Here is a 20,701-nt window from a genome sequence, read left to right as displayed (position 1 = left end):
TCACCTCACCCTGTGGCTTTCGAGCTGCGGCAGGTGGCCGAGCATCCCGGGATGCCAGGGGGTGGTGCCGCCGCGCTCCCAGGCGCGGAAGTCCAGGCCCAGCTCCTCGCACAGGTACTGGGTGACGAACCGGCCGCCGGCGGCGGCGCGGATCAGGCTGCCGCCGCCGAACCACTGGCCCGCCATGGAGAATCCGTCCAGGCCCGGCAGCCGCATCCGGTCCTTGTTGATCAGACCGGTGATGACGTCGTCGGCCGGGGTGAAGGACTTCCAGCCCAGGATGCTGCCGCCCCGGACCCCGGTGTACCGCTCGGTGGTGGTCGGCGAGGCCACATCCATGACCTCGATGGCCCGGCCGATACCCGGGTAGTGCCGCTCCAGGAAGGCCCGGACGAAGTCGGCCACCTTCTGCTTGCGGGCCCGGTAGGACTTGCGGTCGGTGCGGCGCAACTGCTTCCAGGAGTCGTAGTCGCTGAAGTAGGTGCAGTGCAGCACGGACTTCCCGGGCGGGGCGAAGCCGTCGGAGTAGCGCGAGCGCACCTGCACCACGAGGCTGTTCTGCAGGACGCCGGGCAGTTGCGCGCTGTCCTCGTCGGAGAGCAGGTAGGTGGTGCTGTGCCGGGCGGACGGGTCCATCTCTTCGCCGAGTCCGACGAAGGCCGAGACCACGCCCGGGTAGAGCACGTCGGGGCGGCTCGTCAGATGGGCGAAGAGCTTGTCGATCCGCGGGCTCGTGTAGCGACCGCCGAGCAGCCCGTCGATGGTCGTGACCCCGTCGCACGCCGAGACCACGTGGTCGGCGAAGTGCCGCTCACCGCCGCGCAGTTCCACGCCGATCGCGCGGTCGTCGGCCACCAGGACGCGTTCCACCCGCGCCCGGTAGTCCACCCGGCCGCCCAGTTCGGTGTACCGCTCCTCCACCGAGCGCGCCAGGCCGAGCGAACCGCCCTGCGGGAAGCCCGCGTTGAGGTGGAAGGCGCTGGCCATGTTGAACAGGTAGGGCAGCAGCGGGAAGACCTCGTGGTCCTGGAAGAAGATGAACGGGAACGCCCGGCGCAGCAGCGGGTCCTCGAAGCGGTCGCAGAAGCTCTCCATGCGGGTGACCGCGGTGCGCCACAGCAGCGCGAAGGAGGGCGTGACGGTGCGGAGGGTGGCCAGCTTCTCCCGCGGCGACTGGAGCGGCGGCGGGGTCAGGAAGGGGTAGAGGTTGATGCGGGTGAAGCGGCGCAGGTCGCGGCAGAACGCCCGGATCGGGCGTGCGTCGGCGGGCGAGATCTCCAGCAGGTGCGCTTCGAGGCGGTCGGGGTCGTTGTAGAAGGTGACCGAGCGGCCGTCCTCGTCGGTGACGGTGTTGAACATCTCGAAGTTCGCGATGGTCTTGCCGTCCAGGGCGCCCAGCTCCCGCCAGACCCGGCTGGCGTCGTTGTTGCGTCCCGTCCCGGTCAGCCACTCGATGCAGTAGTCGAAGACGTAGTCCTGGCGCGACCACGCGGTGCAGCAGCCGCCGGGCAGGACGTGCCGCTCGAAGATCCGGGTCTCGGCGCCGCTCATCTGGGCGTAGCAGCCGGTGGACAGGCCGCCGATGCCCGCCCCGATGATGATCACCCGCGGCTTGTCCGCCGTGCTCCGGCCCGGCCCCGGGGCGCGGGCCTCCCATACGGGCCTGTCGTTACGCGGCACCTGGTTCGCCCTTCGTGGGGTCGGTCTGCACGGGGGTGCGGGCTTCGCGGCGGGCGCCGGTCCCGTCGTCGAGCGCGGCGAGCACCAGGGCCGCGTTCCGCTGCGAGGGCTTCTCGTCCAGCATCTCGGCGTGCAGCCCCGCGCCGCGCACCAGCCGGCTGCCGGTGGTGGAGGCGGCGTGCCAGCTGCCGGGCTGCTCGGCCGCGTAGAAGGCCGCCTTCGCCTCGTCCGAGATCACGGTGACCGTGGCGGCCACCCTTCCGCGGTTCGGGGTGCGCCCGCAGTACTCCAGGTAGTCCCTGGCCTGTTCGAGGGTCTGAGCGGTGACGGTCTCGGAGCGGGTGTGGCGGCGCAGATGGTCCCCCAGTTCGCGTTCGAAGGCCTCGATGTGCTCGGTGGGGAGTCCGTACTCCTGCGTGATGCGGTACGAGTCCATGATCACGACATGCGGCACGTCGCGGCCGCGCTGTTCCAGCTCTCTGGCGACCTCGAAGGCGAGGTTGCCGCCCAGGGAGTAGCCGAGGAGGAGGCACGGCCCCTCGGGGCGCAGCGACTCGATGAGGTCGGCGTAGCGGACGGCCTTGTCCCCGTCGACGTGGTTGAAGGCGACCAGTTCGTACGACGGCAGGTGCGCGGCGAAGTTGCGGTAGACCAGGCCGTGGCCGCCGGCGGGCGGGAAGCAGAAGAGCGCCGGTCCGCGGCCCGCGTTGAAGGTCAGGTGGGAGAGGTTGCCGGAGATCCGGCCCGTGACGATGTCCTCGACCGTACGGGCCATGCCGTGCAGGGTGGTGACCTTGAAGAGCCGGCCGACGGCGATCGCGATCCCGAACTCCTTCTGGAGGTGGTGGATCAGCTCGATCAGCGTGATGGAGCTGCCGCCGGAGGCGAAGAAGTCGCTGTGCAGGCTGACCCGCTCGAGGTCGATCACCGTCTTCCAGTGGGCCGCGACACGCTCCTCGTACAGCGTGGCGGGCGGTTCGTGCTCGACCTCCGCGCCCTCGGAGCGGGGCGCGGGCAGGGCCTCGGGATCCACCTTGCCGTTCGCGGTCAGCGGGAGGGCGTCCAGCACCGTCAGATGGGCGGGGATGAGGTAGGTGGGCAGCTGGGCGGCGAGGTGGCGGCGCAGGGCCCGGGTGTCCGGCGCGGCCTCCACCGGCTCCGCGGCGTCGAGGACGTCGTGGGCGCGGACGACGTAGGCGCAGAGCACCGGTTCGCCGCCGACGTCGGTCCTGACCATCGCGTGGGCCGCGGCGACCCCGGGGAAGGCGGTGAGCAGGGATTCGATCTCGCCGGGTTCGATGCGGTGGCCGCGCAGCTTGATCTGGGTGTCGGCGCGGCCGAGCAGGTGGATCCGGCCCTCGGCGTCCCGGCGCGCCAGGTCCCCGGTGCGGTAGAGCCGCTCGGGGACGGCGTCGGGTCCGCGGTCCAGGGTGAGGGTGACGAAGCGGCGCGCGGTCTGCTCGGGGTCCCCGGCGTAGCCCAGGGCCAGGCCCGCCCCGCCGGCCCACAGCTCGCCGGCCACTCCCGCCGGTACGGGCTGCCGGCGGGCGTCGAGCACGTGCAGGACGCAGTTGGGCAGCGGATGGCCGATGGGGACGCTGCTGCTGGGGTCGAGGCCGTCGGCGGGCCCGTCGAAGCAGGCGCTGTCGACGGTCGCCTCGGTCAGGCCGTAGGAGCTGATCACCCGGGTGGCCGGGCCGCACAGGACGCGCAGCCGTGCGTACTCCGCCACCTTCCAGGTGTCGGATCCGACGATCATCAGCCGCATGAAGTCCAGCCGGTGGCCGCCCTCCTCGCAGTGGGTCATCAGCGCGCGGGCGACGGCGGGGACGAACTCGGCGCAGTCGACCCCCTCGGCGGTCATCGCCTCGTACAGCCGTGCCGTGTTGAGCAGCAGTTCGCGGTCGGCGAGGACCAGCCGCCCGCCCGAGCACAGCGCGCGGACGAGGTCGCCGGTGAAGACGTCGAAGGACGCGCCGGCCATCTGGAGGTGGACCCCGGGCGCGGCGTCCAGCCCGTACTCCTCGCGCCAGGCGCCGTAGAGGGCCGACAGGGCGCCGTGCGAGACCTGTACGGCCTTGGGGCGGCCCGTCGATCCCGAGGTGTGGATGACGTACGCGGGTGTGTCCGCGCCCACAGGCATGTCGTGGGAGGCGGCCGGGCCCTCGCTGTCCTGCGCCGAGGCGTCGCCTTCCCCCATGACGCCGGTCAGGAATTCCGCACCCGGTACGGCCAGCCGCCCGGCGCCCGCCGGGTCGGTGATGACCAGGCCCACGGCCGCGTTGCCCGCCATGAAAGCGAGCCTTTCCGCCGGGTGGCTCGGATCGAGCGGCAGGTACGCGGCTCCGGCACGCAGGACGGCGAGCAGCGCGACGACCAGTTCGGCCGACTTCGGCAGGCACACCGCGACGACCCCGCCGCTCACCGCCCGGGCCCGCAGCCGCCCGGCCAGGGCGGCGGAGGCCCGCTCCAGCTCCGCGTACGTCAGATGCCGGGCCTCGCCGTCTGGGGCGGCGGCGGGAACGGTGACCGCGACCGCCTGCGGGTTGCGGGCCGCCGCCCGGGCGAACAGCGCCTGCACGGGCGGGTCCTGCGCGAGAACGGGGCCCCGGGCGGACGGGCCGTGCAGGATCTCGTGGCGCTCGCGCTCGCCGAGCATGTCGAGCCCCGCCACCCGCAGGCCGCCGGGGGAGCGGGTCAGCGCGTCCAGCAGGTTGCGGTAGTGCCGGACGAGCCGCTGGGCGGTCCCGGGCCGGAACAGGTCGGTGTTGTACTTGAGCACGCAGTGGAGGCGGCGCTCGGCCTCGTCCTCGTACGCCGACAGCGTGAGGTCGAACTGTCCCTCTTCCTCGGGGAGTTCGATGTAGTCGAGGTGGTAGCCGTACTGCTGCGAGGACACCTTGTGGGCGAGCAGGATGAACATCGCCTGGAAGACGGCGGAGCGGCTGGGGTCGTGCTGGAGGCCGAGCTTCTCGACCAGCAGGACGAAGGGATACTCCTGGTGGTCGAGGCCCCCGAGCACCGTCGCGCGGACCTGGGCGAGCAGTTCGGCGACGGTCGGGTCGCCCGCCAGGTTCGCGTACAGCGGCAGCGGGTTGACGAAGTAGCCGTACACCGAGGACAGGTCCTCGTCGGTGCGGCCGGTCACCGGGCTGCCGACGACGATGTCGTCCTGGCCGGAGTGCCGGTGCAGCAGCAGGTAGTAGGCGGCCAGCAGCACCATGAAGACGGTGACGTCGTTCTCGCGCGCCAGGGCATGGACCCGGGCGCTGAGTTCCTCGTCGAGGACGAAGAACTCCGAGGCGCCGTTGTGGGTCTGCACGGCGGGCCGGGGCGCGTCGGTGGGCAGGGTGAGCGGCGGGATCTCGGCGGGCAGCGCGCCGCGCCAGTAGTCCAGCATGCGACCGGCCCGCGGTGACGCCAGGAACCGGTTCTGCCGGTTGAGGAAGTCCAGGTAACGGGCCTGGACCGGCGGCAGTTCGACCGTGCGGCCCGCGCGCATCCCCTCGTACAGGGCGAGCAGTTCCTCGATGAAGGTGAAGGTGGAGATCGCGTCCGAGACGATGTGGTGGACCGCCTTCATCAGCACCCAGCGGTCCGGGCCGCGCCGGAACAGCCGGAAGCGCATCAGCCGGTCGCACGTGAGGTCGTACGGCCTGCGGTACTCCTCGACGATCAGGTCGCGGACCTGCTCCCACGCCAGGCCCTCGACGTCGAAGACCCGCATGTCCGGCTCCACGTCCTCCGAGACGACCTGGAGCGGGCGGCCGTCCTCCAGCACGAAGTTGGCCCGCAGCACCGGATGCCGGGCCGTCAGGACGCGGACGGCGGCCGCCATCAGCTCCGGGTCGATCTGCGTGCGGACCTCGACCGCCCCGCCGATGTTGTAGGCGAAGCCGTCAGGATTCAGCTGCTTGAGGAACCACAGCGCCTTCTGGTTCTGGGTCAGCGGGTGCCGCGAGACGTCCTCGTACACCTCCGCCGCCGCGGCCTCCGGTCCCGCCGCCGCCGCGGCGAGCTCCGCGGTGGCCTGGTGCAGCTGCGCGGTCAGCTCCCGCAGCGGCGCTCCGCTGAGCAGCGCCACCACCGGCAGCGCGACCCCGGTCTCCGCCTGGACCCTGGCCCGCAGTTCCATGGCGAGCAGCGAGTCGATGCCCAGCGCACCGAGGCCGGTGTCCAGGTCGAGCTGGTCCGCGGGCATCCGCAGGACGGCCGAGGCGCAGCCGACGAAGCGGTCCGTGACCAGCCGGGCGCGCTCCGCCTCGTCCGCCGCGGCCCTGAACCGGTCCAGGTAGCCGTCCTGGCCGTCCGTGCCGGACCCCGCCGAGTCCGCCGCGCGGGCGGCCTCGGCGGCGAGCTCCGCGACCAGCGGGGGCGGGGCGGGATACCAGGCGAGGAAGGTCGGCCAGTCGGTGACGGTGGCGATCAGGAGCTGGGCGCGGTCCTGGCCGAGGACCCGTTCCAGGACGGCCGTGCCGGCGGCCGGCGAGAGCGAGCTCATGCCCCGGACGCTGCGGTAGTGCTCGACCAGGCTCAGTTCGTGGATCATGCCGGTCGCCCAGGGGCCCCAGTCCAGGCTGAGCGCGGGCATGCCCCGGGACCTGCGGTGCTGGGCGAGGGCGTCCAGGAAGGCGTTGCCCGCCGCGTAGTTCGTCTGGCCGGCGGTGGTGAGCAGGGAGGCGACCGAGGCGAAGAGCACGAAGTAGTCGAGCGGTTCGTCGCGCAGATGGTGGTGCAGGAGCCAGGAACCCGCGGCCTTCGGGGTGAACACGGAGTCGAAGGTGGCGCGGTCCATGGCCCGCACGGGGGTGTCGCGCACCTGCCCGGCGAGGTGGAAGACGCCGCGCACCGGTGGAGCGTCCCGGCCCCGGTAGTCGGCCAGCCATTGCGTCAGGGCCTGCTCGTCGCGGATGTCGAGGGCGGCGTGCACGGGGTGCGCGCCGAGCGACTCCAGTTCCTTGACGAAGTCGATCCCGGAGCCCGCGGGGGAGTCCGGGCCGACCGCCCGCCAGGTGGCGCGGTCGGGCAGTTCCGTGCGCCCGACGAGGATCAGGTGCCGGGCGCCCCGGCGGACGAGGTAGCGGCACAGCAGCCGGCCCAGCGCGCCGAAGGCACCGGTGACGAGGTAGGCGCCGTCCGGGCGCAGCCGGGGCGGGAGGGAAAGGGTGAGGTCTCCGGGGCGGGCGAGCGCGCTGACGAGGCGGCGCCCGTGGCGCAGGGCCACCTCGTCCTGCGGCCGGTCCGGGGTCCGCGGGGCGAGGATCTCACGCAGCAGCTCCTCGGCGTCGCCGGCGCCGGCCTCGGCTTCCGAGTCCGCGGGACCGGCGCCCTCCCGCAGCGGCGGCAGGTCGATCAGCTTGCCCCGGTGCGCGGTCAGCTCCTGGTGGCGCAGCACCCGGCCGATGCCCCAGACCGGTGCGCCGAGAGGCTCGACCGGCTCACCGGGCACGGCCGCCTGGGCGCCCCGGGTGACCAGGTGGAGGGCGGCCGGGGCGGTCGCCTGCCCCGGGTGGTCCTGGAGCGCCTGGGCCAGGGCGACGACGGAGTAGGCGCCGAGCGTGCCGTGCGCGTCGAGGTCGTCCCGCGAGGTGTCGTCCAGCCGGGGCAGATCCAGATTCCACAGGTGGACGACGGTGTCCAGAGGCGGTTCACCGCGGTCCGCGGCGAGGGCGGTCAGGTCGCCGAGCAGCCTGCGGAGGTCGTCGGCGCTGCCCGGAACCACCCGGGAGCCCCGTCCGTCGTGGTCGAAGAGGTAGCGGTCACCCGGCCGTACGAGGTGGCAGCGCGCGCCCCGGCCGCTCGCGAGCCCCACGAGGGAGTCCGCCACGCCCCCGGGCCGGTCGGCGAACAGCAGCCAGGTACCGGCGGCCCGCTCGCCGTCCGGAGCCTGGCCGGGCGACGGCGCCTCGGTCCAGGCGACTTCGGCGAGCCAGCCGTCGATGGTCGTGAGCCCCACCGTGGCCGAGGCCTGCTCGACGTCCGCGGCGCGGAAGCCGCGGACGTGGCCGGCCGGCTCGCCGTCCTCGGTGTAGAGGGCGATGTCGCCGACGAGTTCGTCGTCCGCACGCCGGGTGACGGTGGCGTGTGCCCACAGCGGGCCCGCGCCGACGGGATCCGTGCGCAGCTCGTCGATGGTGAGCGGCAGCAGCATCCCGCCCCCGGCCGCCGTGTCGGCGGCCGGGAGTCCCGCGACGAGCAGGGTCTGGAAGCAGGAGTCGAGCAGAACCGGGTGCACGTGGTGGCCCGCCGCTCCCTCACCGGCGCTCGCGGGCGGCCTGATCAGTGCCAGTGCCTCGCCCGGCGCCCGCCAGACCTCCGCGATGCCCTGGAAGGCGGGGCCGTAGTCGTAGCCGAGGGCGCTCAGCAGGTCGTAGCAGGCGGTGGCGGACAGGGGCTGCCCGCCGCGCGCCGTGATCGCCTCCCGGTCCAGCGCGGGGACGCGTGCGGCCGGACTTCCGCTGCGTACCGTGCCGCGGGCGTGGACCGCGGAGGCGTCGCCGCCGCTCGCCACGGTGAAGGAGGAGGACTCCGCGGACAGCGACAACTGCACGCGGCGCGGGGCGTCGTCGGGCAGGAAGAGGGCCTTGCGCAGTTCGATGCCGCCCAGCCCGGCGTCCGTCCCGCCGGTCAGCGCGTGGAGCGCCTGGTAGGCCATCTCGACATACCCGGCCGCGGGAAACAGCGTCCGGCCCTGGATCCGGTGGTCGGCGAGATAGGGCGTGGTCTCGACGTCGAGCGCCACCTCCCACGCGGGCTCCGCGGTGGCGAGGCGCCGGCCGAGCAGCGGATGGTCGACGTGGCCCAGCCGGATCTGCGCCACGGAGGCGGGTTCGGTCCAGTACCGGTCCCGCTTCCACGGATAGCGCGGCAGCGGCACCCGGCGTCCCCGCGGGTGCAGCACGTCCCAGTCGACGGCGCAGCCGACGGTGTACAGCGCGGCGAGGGAGGTGGTGAAGCACAGGAGCTCGTCCTCGGACCGGCGGATCGAGGGCAGCGTGGTCACGGGCTGGTGCCCGCCCGGGACCGGCGCCGGCGCCGCGGCCCCGGCCCCGGACACGCCGTCGCGGGCGGCGAAGCACTCCTTGATGGAGCGTCCGAGCACCGGGTGGGGGCCGATCTCCAGGAAGGTGCGGTGCCCGTCGTCGAGCATGGCGTCGATCGCCGAGCGGAAGCGGACGGTGTCGCGGACGTTGTTCCACCAGTAGCGCGCGTCGAGTTCGGGTCCCTCGGCCCGCCCCTCCCTGGCGGTGAGGTAGAGGGGCAGCCGGGCGGGACGGGGGGTGATCCCGGCCAGCTCCGCCAGCAGATCGGCCTTCAGGTCGTCCATGGCTGCGCTGTGGTAGGGCACGCGGACATCGAGGAACTTGGCGAACACGCCGTCGGCGCGCAGCGCTTCGGCGTACGCGGTCAGGCTCGCCTCGTCCCCGGCCACCGTGAGTGCCTCCGGACTGTTGACCGCCGCGACGGACACCCGGCCGCCGAAGGCCGCCGCACGGCGGGTGGCCTCCTGCTCCGGCAGACCGACCGCGAGCATGGTGCCGGCGCCCGTGGCCCGGTGCTGGAGCCGGCTGCGGTGCAGCACGATCCGTACGGCGTCCGGGAGGTCGTACACGCCGGCCTCGTGGAAAGCGGCGACCTCGCCCGTGCTGTGGCCGACCACGGCCGAGGGGTGGACCCCGTGGGCGCGCCAGAGGGCGGCGAGTCCGGTCTGCACGGCGAAGTTGGCCGGCTGGGCCAGCCAGGTCTGCGCCATGTGGGACGCGTCCTCGTCGGCGTTCAGCTCGGCGATCAGCGACCAGCCGGCCTGTGCGGTGATCTCGCGGTCGACGGCCTCGACGGCCTCCCGGTAGGCGGGCGCCGCCGCGAACAACTCGCGGCCCATGGCCCACCACTGCGGTCCCATGCCGGTGAACACCCAGGCGGGTGCGTCGTGCGGTGCCTCGTGGCGTCTGCCGGCCAGGACACGCGGGTGCGCTTCGCCCCGGGCGTACGCCGCCAGCGCCTCGTCCAGGTCGTGAGGTGACGCGTACACCGCGGCCAGCCGGGCGTCGTGGTGCTGCCTGTGGTGGGCGAGGGAGTGCGCGAGGTCGGTGAGCGGCACCGGGCCCGCGTGCGGGTCGGCCGGCTCCGCCAGTTCCGCGCGCACGGTGTCGGCCAGCGCGGGCAGCACGGCGCTGTCGTGGGCGCTGAGCGGCAGGACGCGGAACGGCAGGCCGGGGTCCGCGGTGGACGGTCTGTGGCGGACCGGGGCCGGAGCCGGACCGGGAGCCGCTTCGAGCAGGACGTGCGCGTTGGTGCCGCCGAAGCCGAAGGAATTCACCCCCGCGCGGGCCGGTCCCTCGTGCGCGGGCCAGGGGGTGAGCCGGTCCGGGATCCCGTAGGGCGCGGCTTCCAGGTCGATCGCGGGGTTGATCCGCTCCAGGTTGATGTGCGGCGGGATCAGCCGGTGCTCGATGCTGAGCGCGGTCTTGATCAGGCCGGCGATCCCCGCGGCGGACTCGGTGTGCCCGATGTTGGTCTTGACCGATCCGATGTAGCAGGCGGCGCCGGGCTTGCGGCCGATGGCGAGGGCGCCGGCCAGCGCGTTCGCCTCGATCGGGTCGCCCACCGCGGTGGACGTGCCGTGCGCCTCGACGTATTGCAGGCTGCCCGGGGTGATGCCGGCCCGGGCGCAGACCTGCTCGATGAGCGCGGTCTGGGCCTCGGCCCGGGGGACGGTGATGCCGTTGGTGCGTCCGTCCTGGTTGACGCCGGTCTCCGTGATCACGGCGTGGATCGGGTCACCGTCGCGTACCGCGTCGGCGAGGAGTTTGAGGACGACGATGCCGACCCCCTCGGCCCGGACGTAGCCGTCCGCCTTCGCGTCGAACGTCCGGGAACGGCCCTCCGGCGACAGGAAGCCGCCCTTGGTCTCGGCGATCGTGTACTGCGGAGTCAGGTGCAGCAGGGTGCCGCCGGCCAGGGCCAGCGAGCTCTCGCCGCGGCGCAGGCTCTGGCAGGCGAGGTGGACGGCGACCAGGGAGGAACTGCACGCGGAGTCGATGGAGAGGCTGGGGCCCCGGAAGTCGAAGCAGTGGGAGAGCCGGTTCGAGACCATCGTCATCATCGTGCCGGTCGCCGTGTGGGCTTCGAGGGTGTCGAACCGGAGATCGGAGAACTGCAGGATCTTGTAGTCCAGGGTGAACGCCCCGACGAACACGCCGACATCGCGCCCGGCCAGCTCGGCCGGCTTCTGCCCGCCGTCCTCCAGGGCCTCCCAGGCCACCTCCAGAAGCTTGCGCTGCTGGGGATCCATGGCGTGCGCCTCACGGGGGCTGATGCCGAAGAACGCCGGGTCGAACTCGTCGAACCCGTCGATGTACCCGCCCCGCCCGCCCACCAGCCGACCCGGTTTGGCCTTGTCCCTGCTGCCCAGACCCGCCACGTCGTACCGGTCGGGCGGCGTCGGCGTGATGCAGTCCCTCCCCTCGGCGAGATTGCGCCAGAAGGAGCGGTGGTCGTTCGCACCGCCCGGGAAGCGGCAGCCGATGCCGATGAGGGCGACCTTGGCGGCGGGCAGGGGGGAACCACTGGGTGATGCGGACATGAGCACTCCTCGGGTCACGGATCGGGCGCCCGTCCCGGAGGACGGCACGCACCGCGCAGACGTGAGCAAGCCGGCAACAGCGCGGAGGACAGCGGATACGTGTCAGCCGAGCGAGCGGCGCCAGGGGTGGACGAGCGTGGTGAGAATGCGCCCGGAGGCCGGGAAGGACCGGGGGTCGGTCAGGCCGACCGCCACCGGCTCGCGGCCGGGACGCCAGGTGAAGGTGCCGAACACCCGGTCCCAGAGCGACAGGTCGGATCCGTAGTGGCCGGCCTCGGACAGATCGGTGCTGTGGTGCAGCCGGTGCTGCTCGGGACCGACGAGGACGTGATTCAGCGGTCCGAGCGACACCCGGATGTTGGCGTGGACGAAATACCCCTGCGCGATCACGAACAGCCCCACCCCGAAGACCGCGCGCTCGGAGAACCCGAGGAAGGCGAGCGTCAGTTGGACGAACCCTTGCGAGATGAACACGTCGGCCACGTGGTTGACGCCGTTGTTGGCGACGTTGACCTTGGCCGGCACATGGTGCACCCCGTGCAGTTTCCACAGCCACGGGACGCTGTGCCCGGCCCGGTGCACCGCGTAGCTCGCGAGCGAGCCGGTCAGCAGCGCCACGGGGATCTCGCCCCACAGCGGGAGGACGGGGTGCGCGGTCGCGATCGCGGCGACCGCGAGCAGCACGACGGTCTGCCCGAGTGCGCCCGCGGTGGCGGTGAGCACGTAGTACACGCCGTAGTACCCCCACTCGCGCCGGGTCGGCCGCCAGGACAGGTCGTAGGGGATCAGGAACTCCAGCGCCGCCAGGAAACCGAGCACCGCGAACTGGAAGAGGAAGGTGGCTGTGCCCAATTCCCATCCACGCCACTCGGTGAGGGCGAAGACGCTGGCAACAGCGAGCAGCAGGACGGGCTGGACGGACACGGCCAGTACGTGTTCTACCGTCAACCGGGGCATCAAATGCCTCCTAACGGCGGCGACTTGACAGAGGGAAGCACGCTCCAGGGACCAGTGATCCGCAGCGGTGATCACAGTATGTGGTTGCAAGATTGCGGAGCGCAATCATTCTTATCGGCGCGCGGTATCACACGCGTCCGCCGCGCGATCCGCCCCGCGCCGGGGGCGCACGCCGTGAAGGAACGTTCAGGCCGAGCCCGGGCGGGACCGGGCCGGCCCGCTTCGGGCGGGCGGCGCCCGGTCGTGTGTGCGGCTGCCGCACACACGAGGGTCCCGCCGGTCTACCGGCGGGACCCTCGATCGGCTGCGGGCGGGGTTCAGCGCAGTCGCGCCGCCTGCGAGGCGGGCAGCGCAGCCGCCGGGCCGCCCGCCGGGGCGGCGGTGGCCGGACCGCCCGCCGCACGAGGGCTGTCGGACCCGCCGCGCAGCGCGTGCGCCAGCGCCGGGAGGCCGCCGACCAGCGGCAGGTTCGCGCTGGACCTGGACAGGTCGATGGTGATCGCCGGCTTGGTGGACGGGGCGACGATCAGCCCGTTGTCGGTGCCCGCGACGATCAGCGCGAGCCGGTGCCCGGCCGGGACCACGTGGTCGGAGGAGGCCAGCTGGAGGGTGATGGTGTACGGCTTGCCCGCGGTGAGCGCGACGCCGTGCAGCGCGGGGTCGTAGTGCCCCAGGTCGGCCCAGCCGCGGCTGAAGACCGTCTGCTGGACGGTCTCGGTGTCCGCCGCGGTGTCGAGGTAGCAGGCGCTGTCCCCGGACGTGCTGTCGCCCCAGCAGGACCTGGTGCTCTGCGTGGTGATGCCCTCGCCCGCGGCCTCGTAGTCCCGGATGGTCGCCGGGCCGAGGTCGACCAGGACCGCGGACAGGTGGGCGCTGGTGGTGGACGGCGTCGTGGTCAGTGTCACCGTGCCGCCGCCGGACAGCCGCAGGTCGCCGGTGAGCACGCCGGTGGTGAAGGACACCTTGGCCGCGGTCGCCTGGTCCGCCTGCGCCGCCCAGGTGTCCTCGCTCTGCGCCGGGTTGTCGGTGTAGCGCTCGGTGCCGCTCGCCGGAGGGGCCGCGGCGCTCAGCGTGCCGAGGCCGTTCGCGGTGCCCGGCAGCAGGCCGAGCCGGGTCGCTGCGGTACCCGACGGGGGCCAGGCCTGATCGGTGGTCCAGTGGTCGGGGGTGCGTTCGATGTCGGCCATCGGCTGGTTCTGGACGCCGTTGTCGACGCCCATCAGGTAGTAGTCGAACCACTGGTGCAAGGTGTCGACCCAGGCGGACCGCCGGTAGTCGAACGGGTCGACGTGGCCGGTCTGCGACAGCCAGATCTTGCGCGGCACCCCGTTGGCCGCGAGCGCGTCCCACCACTGGCCGAAGTTCTTGGTGCGCACATTGAGGTCCTGCGCGCCCTGCGCGACGAAGACGCTGGCCTTCACCTTGGACGCGTCGGCGTAGTAGTCGCGCTGCTGCCAGGCGCTGGTCCAGTCGCCGTTGCGCGGCGCCCCGGTGCGCAGCGCCTGCTGCTCGGCGGAGCAGCGGGACCGCGCGGCGGAGCTCTCGACCTCGGAGGCGAGCGCGTCGGGGCCGCCGTCGTAGAGCGCCGCCCCCTGCGCGAAGTAGTAGTCGTACCAGGAGCTGATGCCGCTGATGTCGACGACGGTCCTCAGGCCGTCGACACCCGTGGCGGCGACACCGTTGGCGATGGTGCCGTCCCAGCTCTTGCCGATCATGCCGACCGACCCGTTGGCCCAGCTCGCCGCGGCGGTCGTACTCCCGGTGCGGGTGCTGTAGCCGGTGGTTCTGCCGTTCAGCCAGTCGATGACGGCCTTGGCGGAGGCGATGTCGGAGGGGCCGCCGACGTCGACGCAGCCGTCGGAGCGGTCGGTGCCCGTGAGGTCGACGAGTACGACGGCGTAGCCGCGCGGCACGAAGTAGTTGTCGTAGTAGAGCGGGAAGCCCACCGGGTTCCCGCTCTTGTCGTACGTCTTGAGCTGGCTCTCGTTGCCGCGGCCGCAGCAGGAGTAGTAGGGGCTGGCGTCCATGATGACCGGGACCTTCTGGCCGGCCGCGGCGGGCTCCGAGGGCCGGACGATGTCCACCGCCACCCGGTCGGGCTTGCCGTCGCGGTCGCCGTCGAGGCCGGTGGTGACCCAGACGGACTGGCGGACGGCGTTGGCGTAGGAGTCGACCGGCTGGCTGCCGGTGTCCCGTGGGGCCGGACCGGCGTGCGCGCCGGCCGGGGCGAGCAGGACGAGGACCAGGGCGGCGAGGATCGCCGCCGCGACGGACATCGGGCGGGCGGGGGATCTCCGCGTATGTGACAGCACCCCGGGACATTACCCGCTGATCGGGTCATGACAACAGATCGCTTTCGAGACAGCGGACCGGCCCCCGGCCCCTGGGGCAGGTACGGCACCGTGCTGACCCACGTCCCCTTCGGCGGACGGGACTCCGGACACCGGCGCCGCGCCCGGCGGAAGCCGCTCACGGCGCTTCCGGCGGGCGCGTCACCCCCCCGGCGGGCTTGTCCGTCATTTTCCGGCTTTCATTCTCCGTTCAGCGGTCAGGAGGGGAGCATGACGCAGATCCGGATGACGACACACAGCACTCGCCCCTGGGCCGCCGGACGGCCGCACAAGCACGCGCGAGCCGGGCGCCTCCGCCACCATGCGGCGGCCTCGATGCCCGTGGGCCGCATCATTCTGCTCTCCGCGGCGGTCCTGCTCGTGCTCGCCGCCGCGCTGGTGGTCGCGCTCGGCTGACGCCGCCGGGCCCCCGTATGGCCTGGAGCAGCCGTGTGCGCGCGAGGCCGACCGAATCTCGCTGCCCCGCAGTGCGGTTGGGCTCCGTCTCACCGGACAGGCGCACCACAGGAGAAAGCCGCCCAGGAGGCGGAGAAGTCGATGCTGGTCCGGCGATCGAACTCTTCTGCCCGGCCGCTCCCACCCCGAAAGGCCGATCGAGCGATGGAGGAACCATGATCCCCGACTGGCAACACCGCGCTGCGTGCGGCGACGAGGACCCCGAGCTGTTCTTCCCCGTCGGCAACTCCGGCCCCGCGATCTTGAAGATCGAGGAGGCCAAGAGGGTCTGCCGCCGGTGCCCCGTCATGGACCAGTGCCGCCAATGGGCACTGGAGACCGGTCAGGACGCCGGTGTCTGGGGCGGACTCAGCGAGGACGAGCGCCGCTCGATGAGGCGCCGCGCCAGCCGCAACCGCGTCCGTCAGGACTAGGACCTGCCGCGTTTCGCCGTCCGGCCCGGTCGGGGCGACGGGCGGAGCGCGGCAGGCCGGTCGGACGTCAGGGGCGGTCCTGCGGGACCGCCCCTGCGGCGTGCGGCCCCGGCGCCGGTCGTGTCAACGGTGGGCGGCCGGTCGGACACGAACGTGTCAGTCCGCCTGAGATGCCCGAAAAACCGGGCAAACCTCCCTATCCTGGCGCGAGTCGGCCGCTCATGTGCCGACGCCGTGACAAGAACAGGAGTCAGCCATGCGCGCTTTTCGCCGTCCGCTGCTGGGCCCACTGATGGCCGCGGTATGCGCGGCACCCCTGGCCTTCTCGATGACCCCCGCCGCCCACGCCGCCGGCGGCTACGAGATCCGCAGCGTGGCCAGGCCGTCGGACGCCTGGGACCAGATCGGCGAGGCCGGAGACCCGGTCCTGGCCGAGACGGCCAGCGGCAGCGAGCGCCAGCGGTGGAACGTCGTTCCCGGTCCTGAGGGTTTCTCCGTGGTGGTCAACGCGGCCTCCGGTGACTGCCTCACCGGCGGGGAGGCCGGAATCACCGCCGAGCCGTGCACCAGGGACCCCCACCAGTGGTGGCGGATCCGCCAGGTCGAAGGCGGCGTGCAGTTCGAACTGCATGTGACCAACGGCTGTGTCACCCACGCCGGCAGCGGACGGCCGCTGGCGTGGGTGAGGTGCGAGCCGGAGCGGATCGACCAGAAGTGGCGGATCGTGGGTTAGCCCCGCCCTTCCCCGGCGTGGCCCCGCTCCTGAGGGCGGCCACGCCCAAGTGCCTCTGAGCCGAGGCGCCAGGGACTCCTCACAGGCCCTGGCCGTACCGGGCCCGGGGGCACTTCTCACGTACGGCTCCGGTGCGGCTGCCCGAGAGGAGCAGGAAGGTCGCGGTGACGAGGGTGACGATCTGAGCCAGTGCGGCGGTCTTCTTGTCGGAGGACCAGATCGGCTCGTACATGGCGGGCAGTGGGCCGTGCGCGCCGACGTTCACGTAGCGGTAGACGAGGATCGCGGCCAGTCCTCCCGCGGCGACGAGCCAGCCGAGGGCTTCGCTGACGGGACGGCGCCAGACGAGGATGAGCAGCGCGGCGAGGGCGGCAGCGGCGGCTTCGGCGCGGAAGAGGGTGCCTTCGCTGAGCGTCGCTTTGACGGGGTCGTACTGGTCGGCGAGCTTGGCGTGCACGTAGGCGTCCACCGCCAGTCCGGCCGCCGCGGCGAGGCGGGCCGCTCCCCTCAGTGTTGCGCGGGTGGAGGGGCGTGGTCCTGTGGTCGGCATCGTGGGGTTCCTTCGCCGGGAGTCAGCTGACGGTGAGGGTGCCCGTCATGAACTGGTGGATCGTGCAGATGTAGCCGTACGTTCCCGGCGTGGTCGGCGCCGTGAACGTCGTCGTCCTGCCCGGCGCGACGCTGCCGGTGTCGAACTGCTTGTCCCCGGTGGCCGTCACGGTGTGGACGGTCGAGTCCTGGTTGACCACGGTGACCTTGGCGCCGGGGCGGACGGTCAGTGTGGCCGGGCTGAACATGAAGTCCGTGATGGTGATCCGCGTCGCCCCGGCAGGCGCCGAGGACCCGGACGCGGCGGGCCCGGACGCCATCGAGGACATGCCGGGCGGGGTCGCGGCGCCGGAGGATCCGTCGGAGCCGGACGAGGACGAGCAGCCGACGAGGGAGAGCAGCGCGGCGGCGACGGCGAGGGCGGCGGCCCTGCGGCCTCGGGCGGGGGTGCGGAATGCGGTCATGTCGTGCCTCGATTCGGGAACGGTACGGCCGGTACGGCGGCTCGCCCGGGACCGCGGTACCGCGCGTACGCCCGCAGGACGGGGAGCCGGCGCGGTGGGCGGGCCCGGACGGGTCGGCCCGCCCGAGGACAAGGGGCGGGCCAACCCGGGGGCTGCGGCTTTCCGCGCGGTCAACGGGCGATCCGCACGGCGTCGCTGTCCGGATCCCGCGGCTGCTCCGCGAGCTGTTCACGCAACCGGGTGTCGATGCGATCCGTCGCCATCACGCCCCCTCTCTCCTAGTACCCGCATCGGTCAGCAGGCGGCACACCACGACTTCGTGACCACTCGCCATACGGATTGGTCGGGACACGCGGGGAGCTTCCGGCCGGGGCAGGGCGGGCGACATCCGTTCGCTGCCGCCCGCGTGGCTGGACTGGTTCGGCGAAGGCGGCGTGCCCGCACCCGCGGTGGAAGGAGCGCGTCGACGCCGTGCGGGAGGTGCCCACCGCGTACGGCCGCACACCGGAGCGGGGCGCCCTCGTGTGGCGGTGGGCGCGCGGCCCGAAGCACCGCTGCCGCCGCCGGTGGGTGCGGCGCCCTCAGGTGCGCGGCGGTACGCGCAGGGCGAGCAGGGCGGTGTCGTCGCTGGCCCAGCCGTCGTGGTGGGCGGCCAGGGTCGCGGCGATGTGCCCGGTGGTGCCGGCCGCGTCCAGGCCGCGCGTGTCGGCCAGAGTACGGGCGAGGGCCGCCTCGTCGAACATCGGCCGGTGGGGCCTGGGACTGTCCGGGTCGGGGCGGGCTTCGCAGGCGCCGTCGGTGTAGAGGAGCAGCAGGTCGCCGGGAGTCAGGCGGAAGCGGACGTCGGCCAGGCGTACCGGGGCGAACACGCCGAGCAGGGAGCCGGGGGTGCCGACCTGCTGGACCCGGCCGTCGGCGCGGCGTATCAGCGCCGGGGGATGCCCGGCCAGGCACAGCCGTCCGGCCAGTCCTGCGGGGGTGGTGCGGAAGGTGGCCTGGACGGCGGTGAGGTAGCGCGGGGCGCGCTGCGCGAGCATCGCGGCATTGAGCCGGTCCAGGACCGCCGCGGGCGACAGGTGCTCGCCGGCGTCCGCGCGCAGGGTGTAGCGGGCCAGCGCGGTCACCTTCGCCGCCTCCGTGCCCTTGCCGCACACATCGCCGATCACCGCGGTCCACCACGGCCCGCGGGCCTGGAACAGGTCGTAGAAGTCGCCGACCACGCTGACGTCGCCGCTGGCCTCCAGGTAGCGGGCGGCGGCGTCCAGGCCCGGCACCGGACGCAGCAGCGGGGGCAGCAGGCTGTCCTGCAGGCTGCGGGCCAGCTCCTTGGAGGTGTCCAGCGCCTCCTGCACGGTCTCCAGCGCGTCCTGGGCGCGGGTCAGGGCGTTGCGCGTACTGCTCAGCGACACCCGCAGGTTGACCTCGCTGGACACCGCGCGCGCCAGGATCGCCAGCGTCTCCAGCTCGCCCGCCGTCCACACCCTCGGGTTCGCGTCGATCACACACATGCTGCCGATGGCCTGCCCGTCGGCGGACACGATCGGGAAGCCCGCCCACGCGCCCACTCCCCACGGCCCGATCGCCGGATGCCCCGCCGTACGCGGGTCCTTCTCCGCGTCCTCGACGATGAAGGGGCCGTTCATCCCGACCGGGAAGTAGCAGAAGCTGTCGCCCACCGCGTTCTGCCAGGACTCCGCGTCCCCGTACGGCAGGTGCGGCACCGACTTCCAGAACGTACGGGTCTCGCCGACGAAGGTCACCGCCGAGATACCGCACCCGGTCACCGACGACGCCAGCCGCGCGAGGTCGTCGAACACCGCCTCAGGGGCGCTGCCCACCTGCCCGCTGGCCTCCAGCGCCGCCAACCTGTCCCGGTCCGAGAGCACCGCGGGCAAACCGTCCGCCCGCACGCCCCCGGGATACTCCACCGCTCCCGCCACGCCCTGCCCGTCTCATCCGGTGACATGCGATCCGCGCACGCCAGCCAACCACGCGCCCCGGCCGCTGTCAGCTCCTCGCCGCGGCCACCCGAACACCTGTGCACCACCCAGTATGAGGACCCGGCCGCCGAGGCGTGCCGCCCGGTGCCGGCAGGCCGGTGGCCTCGGAGTTCGGTGCCGTCCGCGGACGGCGGAAGGGACGCGCGCGCGGCGGGCGCCGGGGCGGGCCCGGCGGGAACAGGCCGGCGGGGTGACCGCGGGTCCCGCCGCCTGCCGGAGCGTCGGCGTCAGTTCCGGCCGGCGAAGGGGGTCTCGGCGGTGGCGGTGTCGCGGGCGCCGGGGGTCGCGTCGAGCGGGTGGGTCCACAGTCCGCGGGCCTGGAGCAGGGGGAGTACGCCCTCGCCGAACCAGTACGCCTCTTCCAGGTGGGGGTGTCCCGACAGGACGAATTCGTCGATGCCCAGCGCGTGGTATTCGGCGATACGGTCGGCGACCTCGGTGTGGCTGCCGACCAGCGCGGTGCCCGCGCCGCCGCGTACCAGGCCGATACCGGCCCACAGGTTCGGCGAGATCTCCAGGTCGGCGGTGCTGCCGCCGTGCAGTGCCAGCATCCGCCGCTGGCCCTCGGACTCGCTGCGGGCCAGGCCCGCCTGGACGGCGGCGATGGTCTCGGGGGCGAAGCCGGCCAGCAGCCGTTCGGCCTCGGCCCACGCCTGCCCGGCGGTGTCGCGCGGGATGACGTGCAGCCGGATGCCGAACCTGACCCGGCGGCCCTCCTTGTCGGCCAGCGCCCGGATCCAGCCGATCTTCTCCGCGACGGCGGCCGGCGGCTCGCCCCAGGTGAGGTACACATCGCTGTAGCGGGCCGCGACCGTGCCCGCGGCCGGCGAGGAACCGCCGAAGTACACCTCGGGCACCGGGTCGGGCAGCCGGCTGAGCCGGGCGCCCTCCACCCGCAGGTGCTCGCCGGCCAGATCGACCGTCTCGCCGGCCCACAGCCCCCGCACGATGTGCAGGAACTCGGCGGTGCGGGCGTAGCGCGCGTCCTTGTCGAGGAAGTCGCCGTACGCGCGCTGCTCGTGGCTCTCGCCGCCGGTGACCACGTTGAGCAGCAGCCGGCCGCCGGAATGCCGCTGGAAGGTCGCGGCCATCTGCGCGCCGAGGGTGGGGGAGACCGAGCCGGGGCGGAAGGCGACCAGGAATTTCAGCCGCTCGGTGGTCTGGGCGAGCATGGCGGTGGTCAGCCAGGCGTCCTCGCACCACGCCCCGGTCGGGGTGAGCGCGCCGACGAAGCCCAGGTCCTCGGCGGCGCGGGCGATCTGGGTGAGGTAGCCGATCGTCGCGGGCCGGTCGCCGCCCGCCGCGCCGGCCGGGGTGCCGTGGCCGCCGCCGACAACCCGGCGGCTGTCACCGTAGGTGGGCAGGAACCAGTGGAAGGTCAGGGTCACGAGAGATCTCCGTTCGGGGTCAGCGGCTTCGGTGTGCGGCTGGTGGGGGCGGGCGCCCGCCACTGTGGCCCGCGGGCCGAGTGAGGCCGCGGGCGTACAGCGGGCGTGGCCTGCGCGGAGGCCG

Annotated in this window: 11 protein-coding genes; 3 read left to right on the top strand and 8 right to left on the bottom strand. The window is 73.2% G+C overall.

Annotated elements, in window-relative coordinates; translation table 11 throughout:
• From OHA86_RS04860 to OHA86_RS04845, 4 genes are all read right to left on the bottom strand, one after another.
• A complete protein-coding gene (locus OHA86_RS04860) occupies positions 1 to 1,680 on the bottom strand; it encodes a phytoene desaturase family protein (protein WP_329172794.1) in 1,680 nt (559 codons plus the stop codon).
• The gene (locus OHA86_RS04855; protein ID WP_329172792.1) at positions 1,670 to 11,266 is read right to left on the bottom strand and encodes a non-ribosomal peptide synthetase/type I polyketide synthase; all 9,597 of its coding nucleotides are present in this window, start codon (positions 11,264 to 11,266) and stop codon (positions 1,670 to 1,672) included. The genes OHA86_RS04860 and OHA86_RS04855 overlap by 11 nt, the downstream gene beginning before the upstream one ends.
• Positions 11,267 to 11,368: 102 nt before the next feature.
• Positions 11,369 to 12,223, bottom strand: coding sequence for a sterol desaturase family protein (locus tag OHA86_RS04850; protein ID WP_329172791.1), 855 nt, complete (start codon positions 12,221 to 12,223; stop codon positions 11,369 to 11,371).
• A 317-nt stretch (positions 12,224 to 12,540) separates the two neighbouring features.
• On the bottom strand, positions 12,541 to 14,499 hold the full coding sequence (locus tag OHA86_RS04845; RefSeq protein ID WP_329182225.1) for a Xaa-Pro dipeptidyl-peptidase: 1,959 nt from the start codon (positions 14,497 to 14,499) through the stop codon (positions 12,541 to 12,543).
• Between the two features lie 285 nt (positions 14,500 to 14,784).
• Here OHA86_RS04845 and OHA86_RS04840 point away from each other — a divergent pair, with 285 nt between their 5' ends.
• The 3 genes from OHA86_RS04840 to OHA86_RS04830 all read left to right on the top strand — a co-directional run bounded on the left by OHA86_RS04840 (position 14,785) and on the right by OHA86_RS04830 (position 16,176).
• A complete protein-coding gene (locus tag OHA86_RS04840) occupies positions 14,785 to 14,970 on the top strand; it encodes a hypothetical protein (protein ID WP_329172790.1) in 186 nt (61 codons plus the stop codon).
• A gap of 215 nt (positions 14,971 to 15,185) precedes the next feature.
• On the top strand, positions 15,186 to 15,443 hold the full coding sequence (locus OHA86_RS04835; protein WP_329172788.1) for a WhiB family transcriptional regulator: 258 nt from the start codon (positions 15,186 to 15,188) through the stop codon (positions 15,441 to 15,443).
• A 256-nt stretch (positions 15,444 to 15,699) separates the two neighbouring features.
• The gene (locus tag OHA86_RS04830) at positions 15,700 to 16,176 is read left to right on the top strand and encodes an RICIN domain-containing protein (RefSeq protein ID WP_329172786.1); all 477 of its coding nucleotides are present in this window, start codon (positions 15,700 to 15,702) and stop codon (positions 16,174 to 16,176) included.
• A 79-nt stretch (positions 16,177 to 16,255) separates the two neighbouring features.
• On the opposite strand, the gene OHA86_RS04825 is transcribed toward OHA86_RS04830, so the two are convergent.
• From OHA86_RS04825 to OHA86_RS04810, 4 genes are all read right to left on the bottom strand, one after another.
• The gene (locus tag OHA86_RS04825) at positions 16,256 to 16,726 is read right to left on the bottom strand and encodes a hypothetical protein (protein WP_329172784.1); all 471 of its coding nucleotides are present in this window, start codon (positions 16,724 to 16,726) and stop codon (positions 16,256 to 16,258) included.
• A 22-nt stretch (positions 16,727 to 16,748) separates the two neighbouring features.
• Positions 16,749 to 17,189 (bottom strand): cupredoxin domain-containing protein, encoded by a 441-nt coding sequence (locus OHA86_RS04820; RefSeq protein ID WP_329172782.1) that lies wholly within the window; start codon positions 17,187 to 17,189, stop codon positions 16,749 to 16,751.
• Between the two features lie 581 nt (positions 17,190 to 17,770).
• Positions 17,771 to 19,117: a GAF domain-containing SpoIIE family protein phosphatase gene (locus tag OHA86_RS04815; protein WP_329172780.1), complete on the bottom strand. Its 1,347-nt coding sequence runs from the start codon at positions 19,115 to 19,117 to the stop codon at positions 17,771 to 17,773.
• A 299-nt stretch (positions 19,118 to 19,416) separates the two neighbouring features.
• Positions 19,417 to 20,577 (bottom strand): LLM class flavin-dependent oxidoreductase, encoded by a 1,161-nt coding sequence (locus tag OHA86_RS04810; RefSeq protein WP_329172778.1) that lies wholly within the window; start codon positions 20,575 to 20,577, stop codon positions 19,417 to 19,419.
• Positions 20,578 to 20,701 lie beyond the last annotated feature (124 nt).

It is taken from the genome of Streptomyces sp. NBC_01477 (assembly GCF_036227245.1).
Classification (GTDB): domain Bacteria; phylum Actinomycetota; class Actinomycetes; order Streptomycetales; family Streptomycetaceae; genus Actinacidiphila.
Note: the sequence above shows the minus strand (reverse complement) of the source record. Positions and strands in the feature narration are given on the sequence as shown.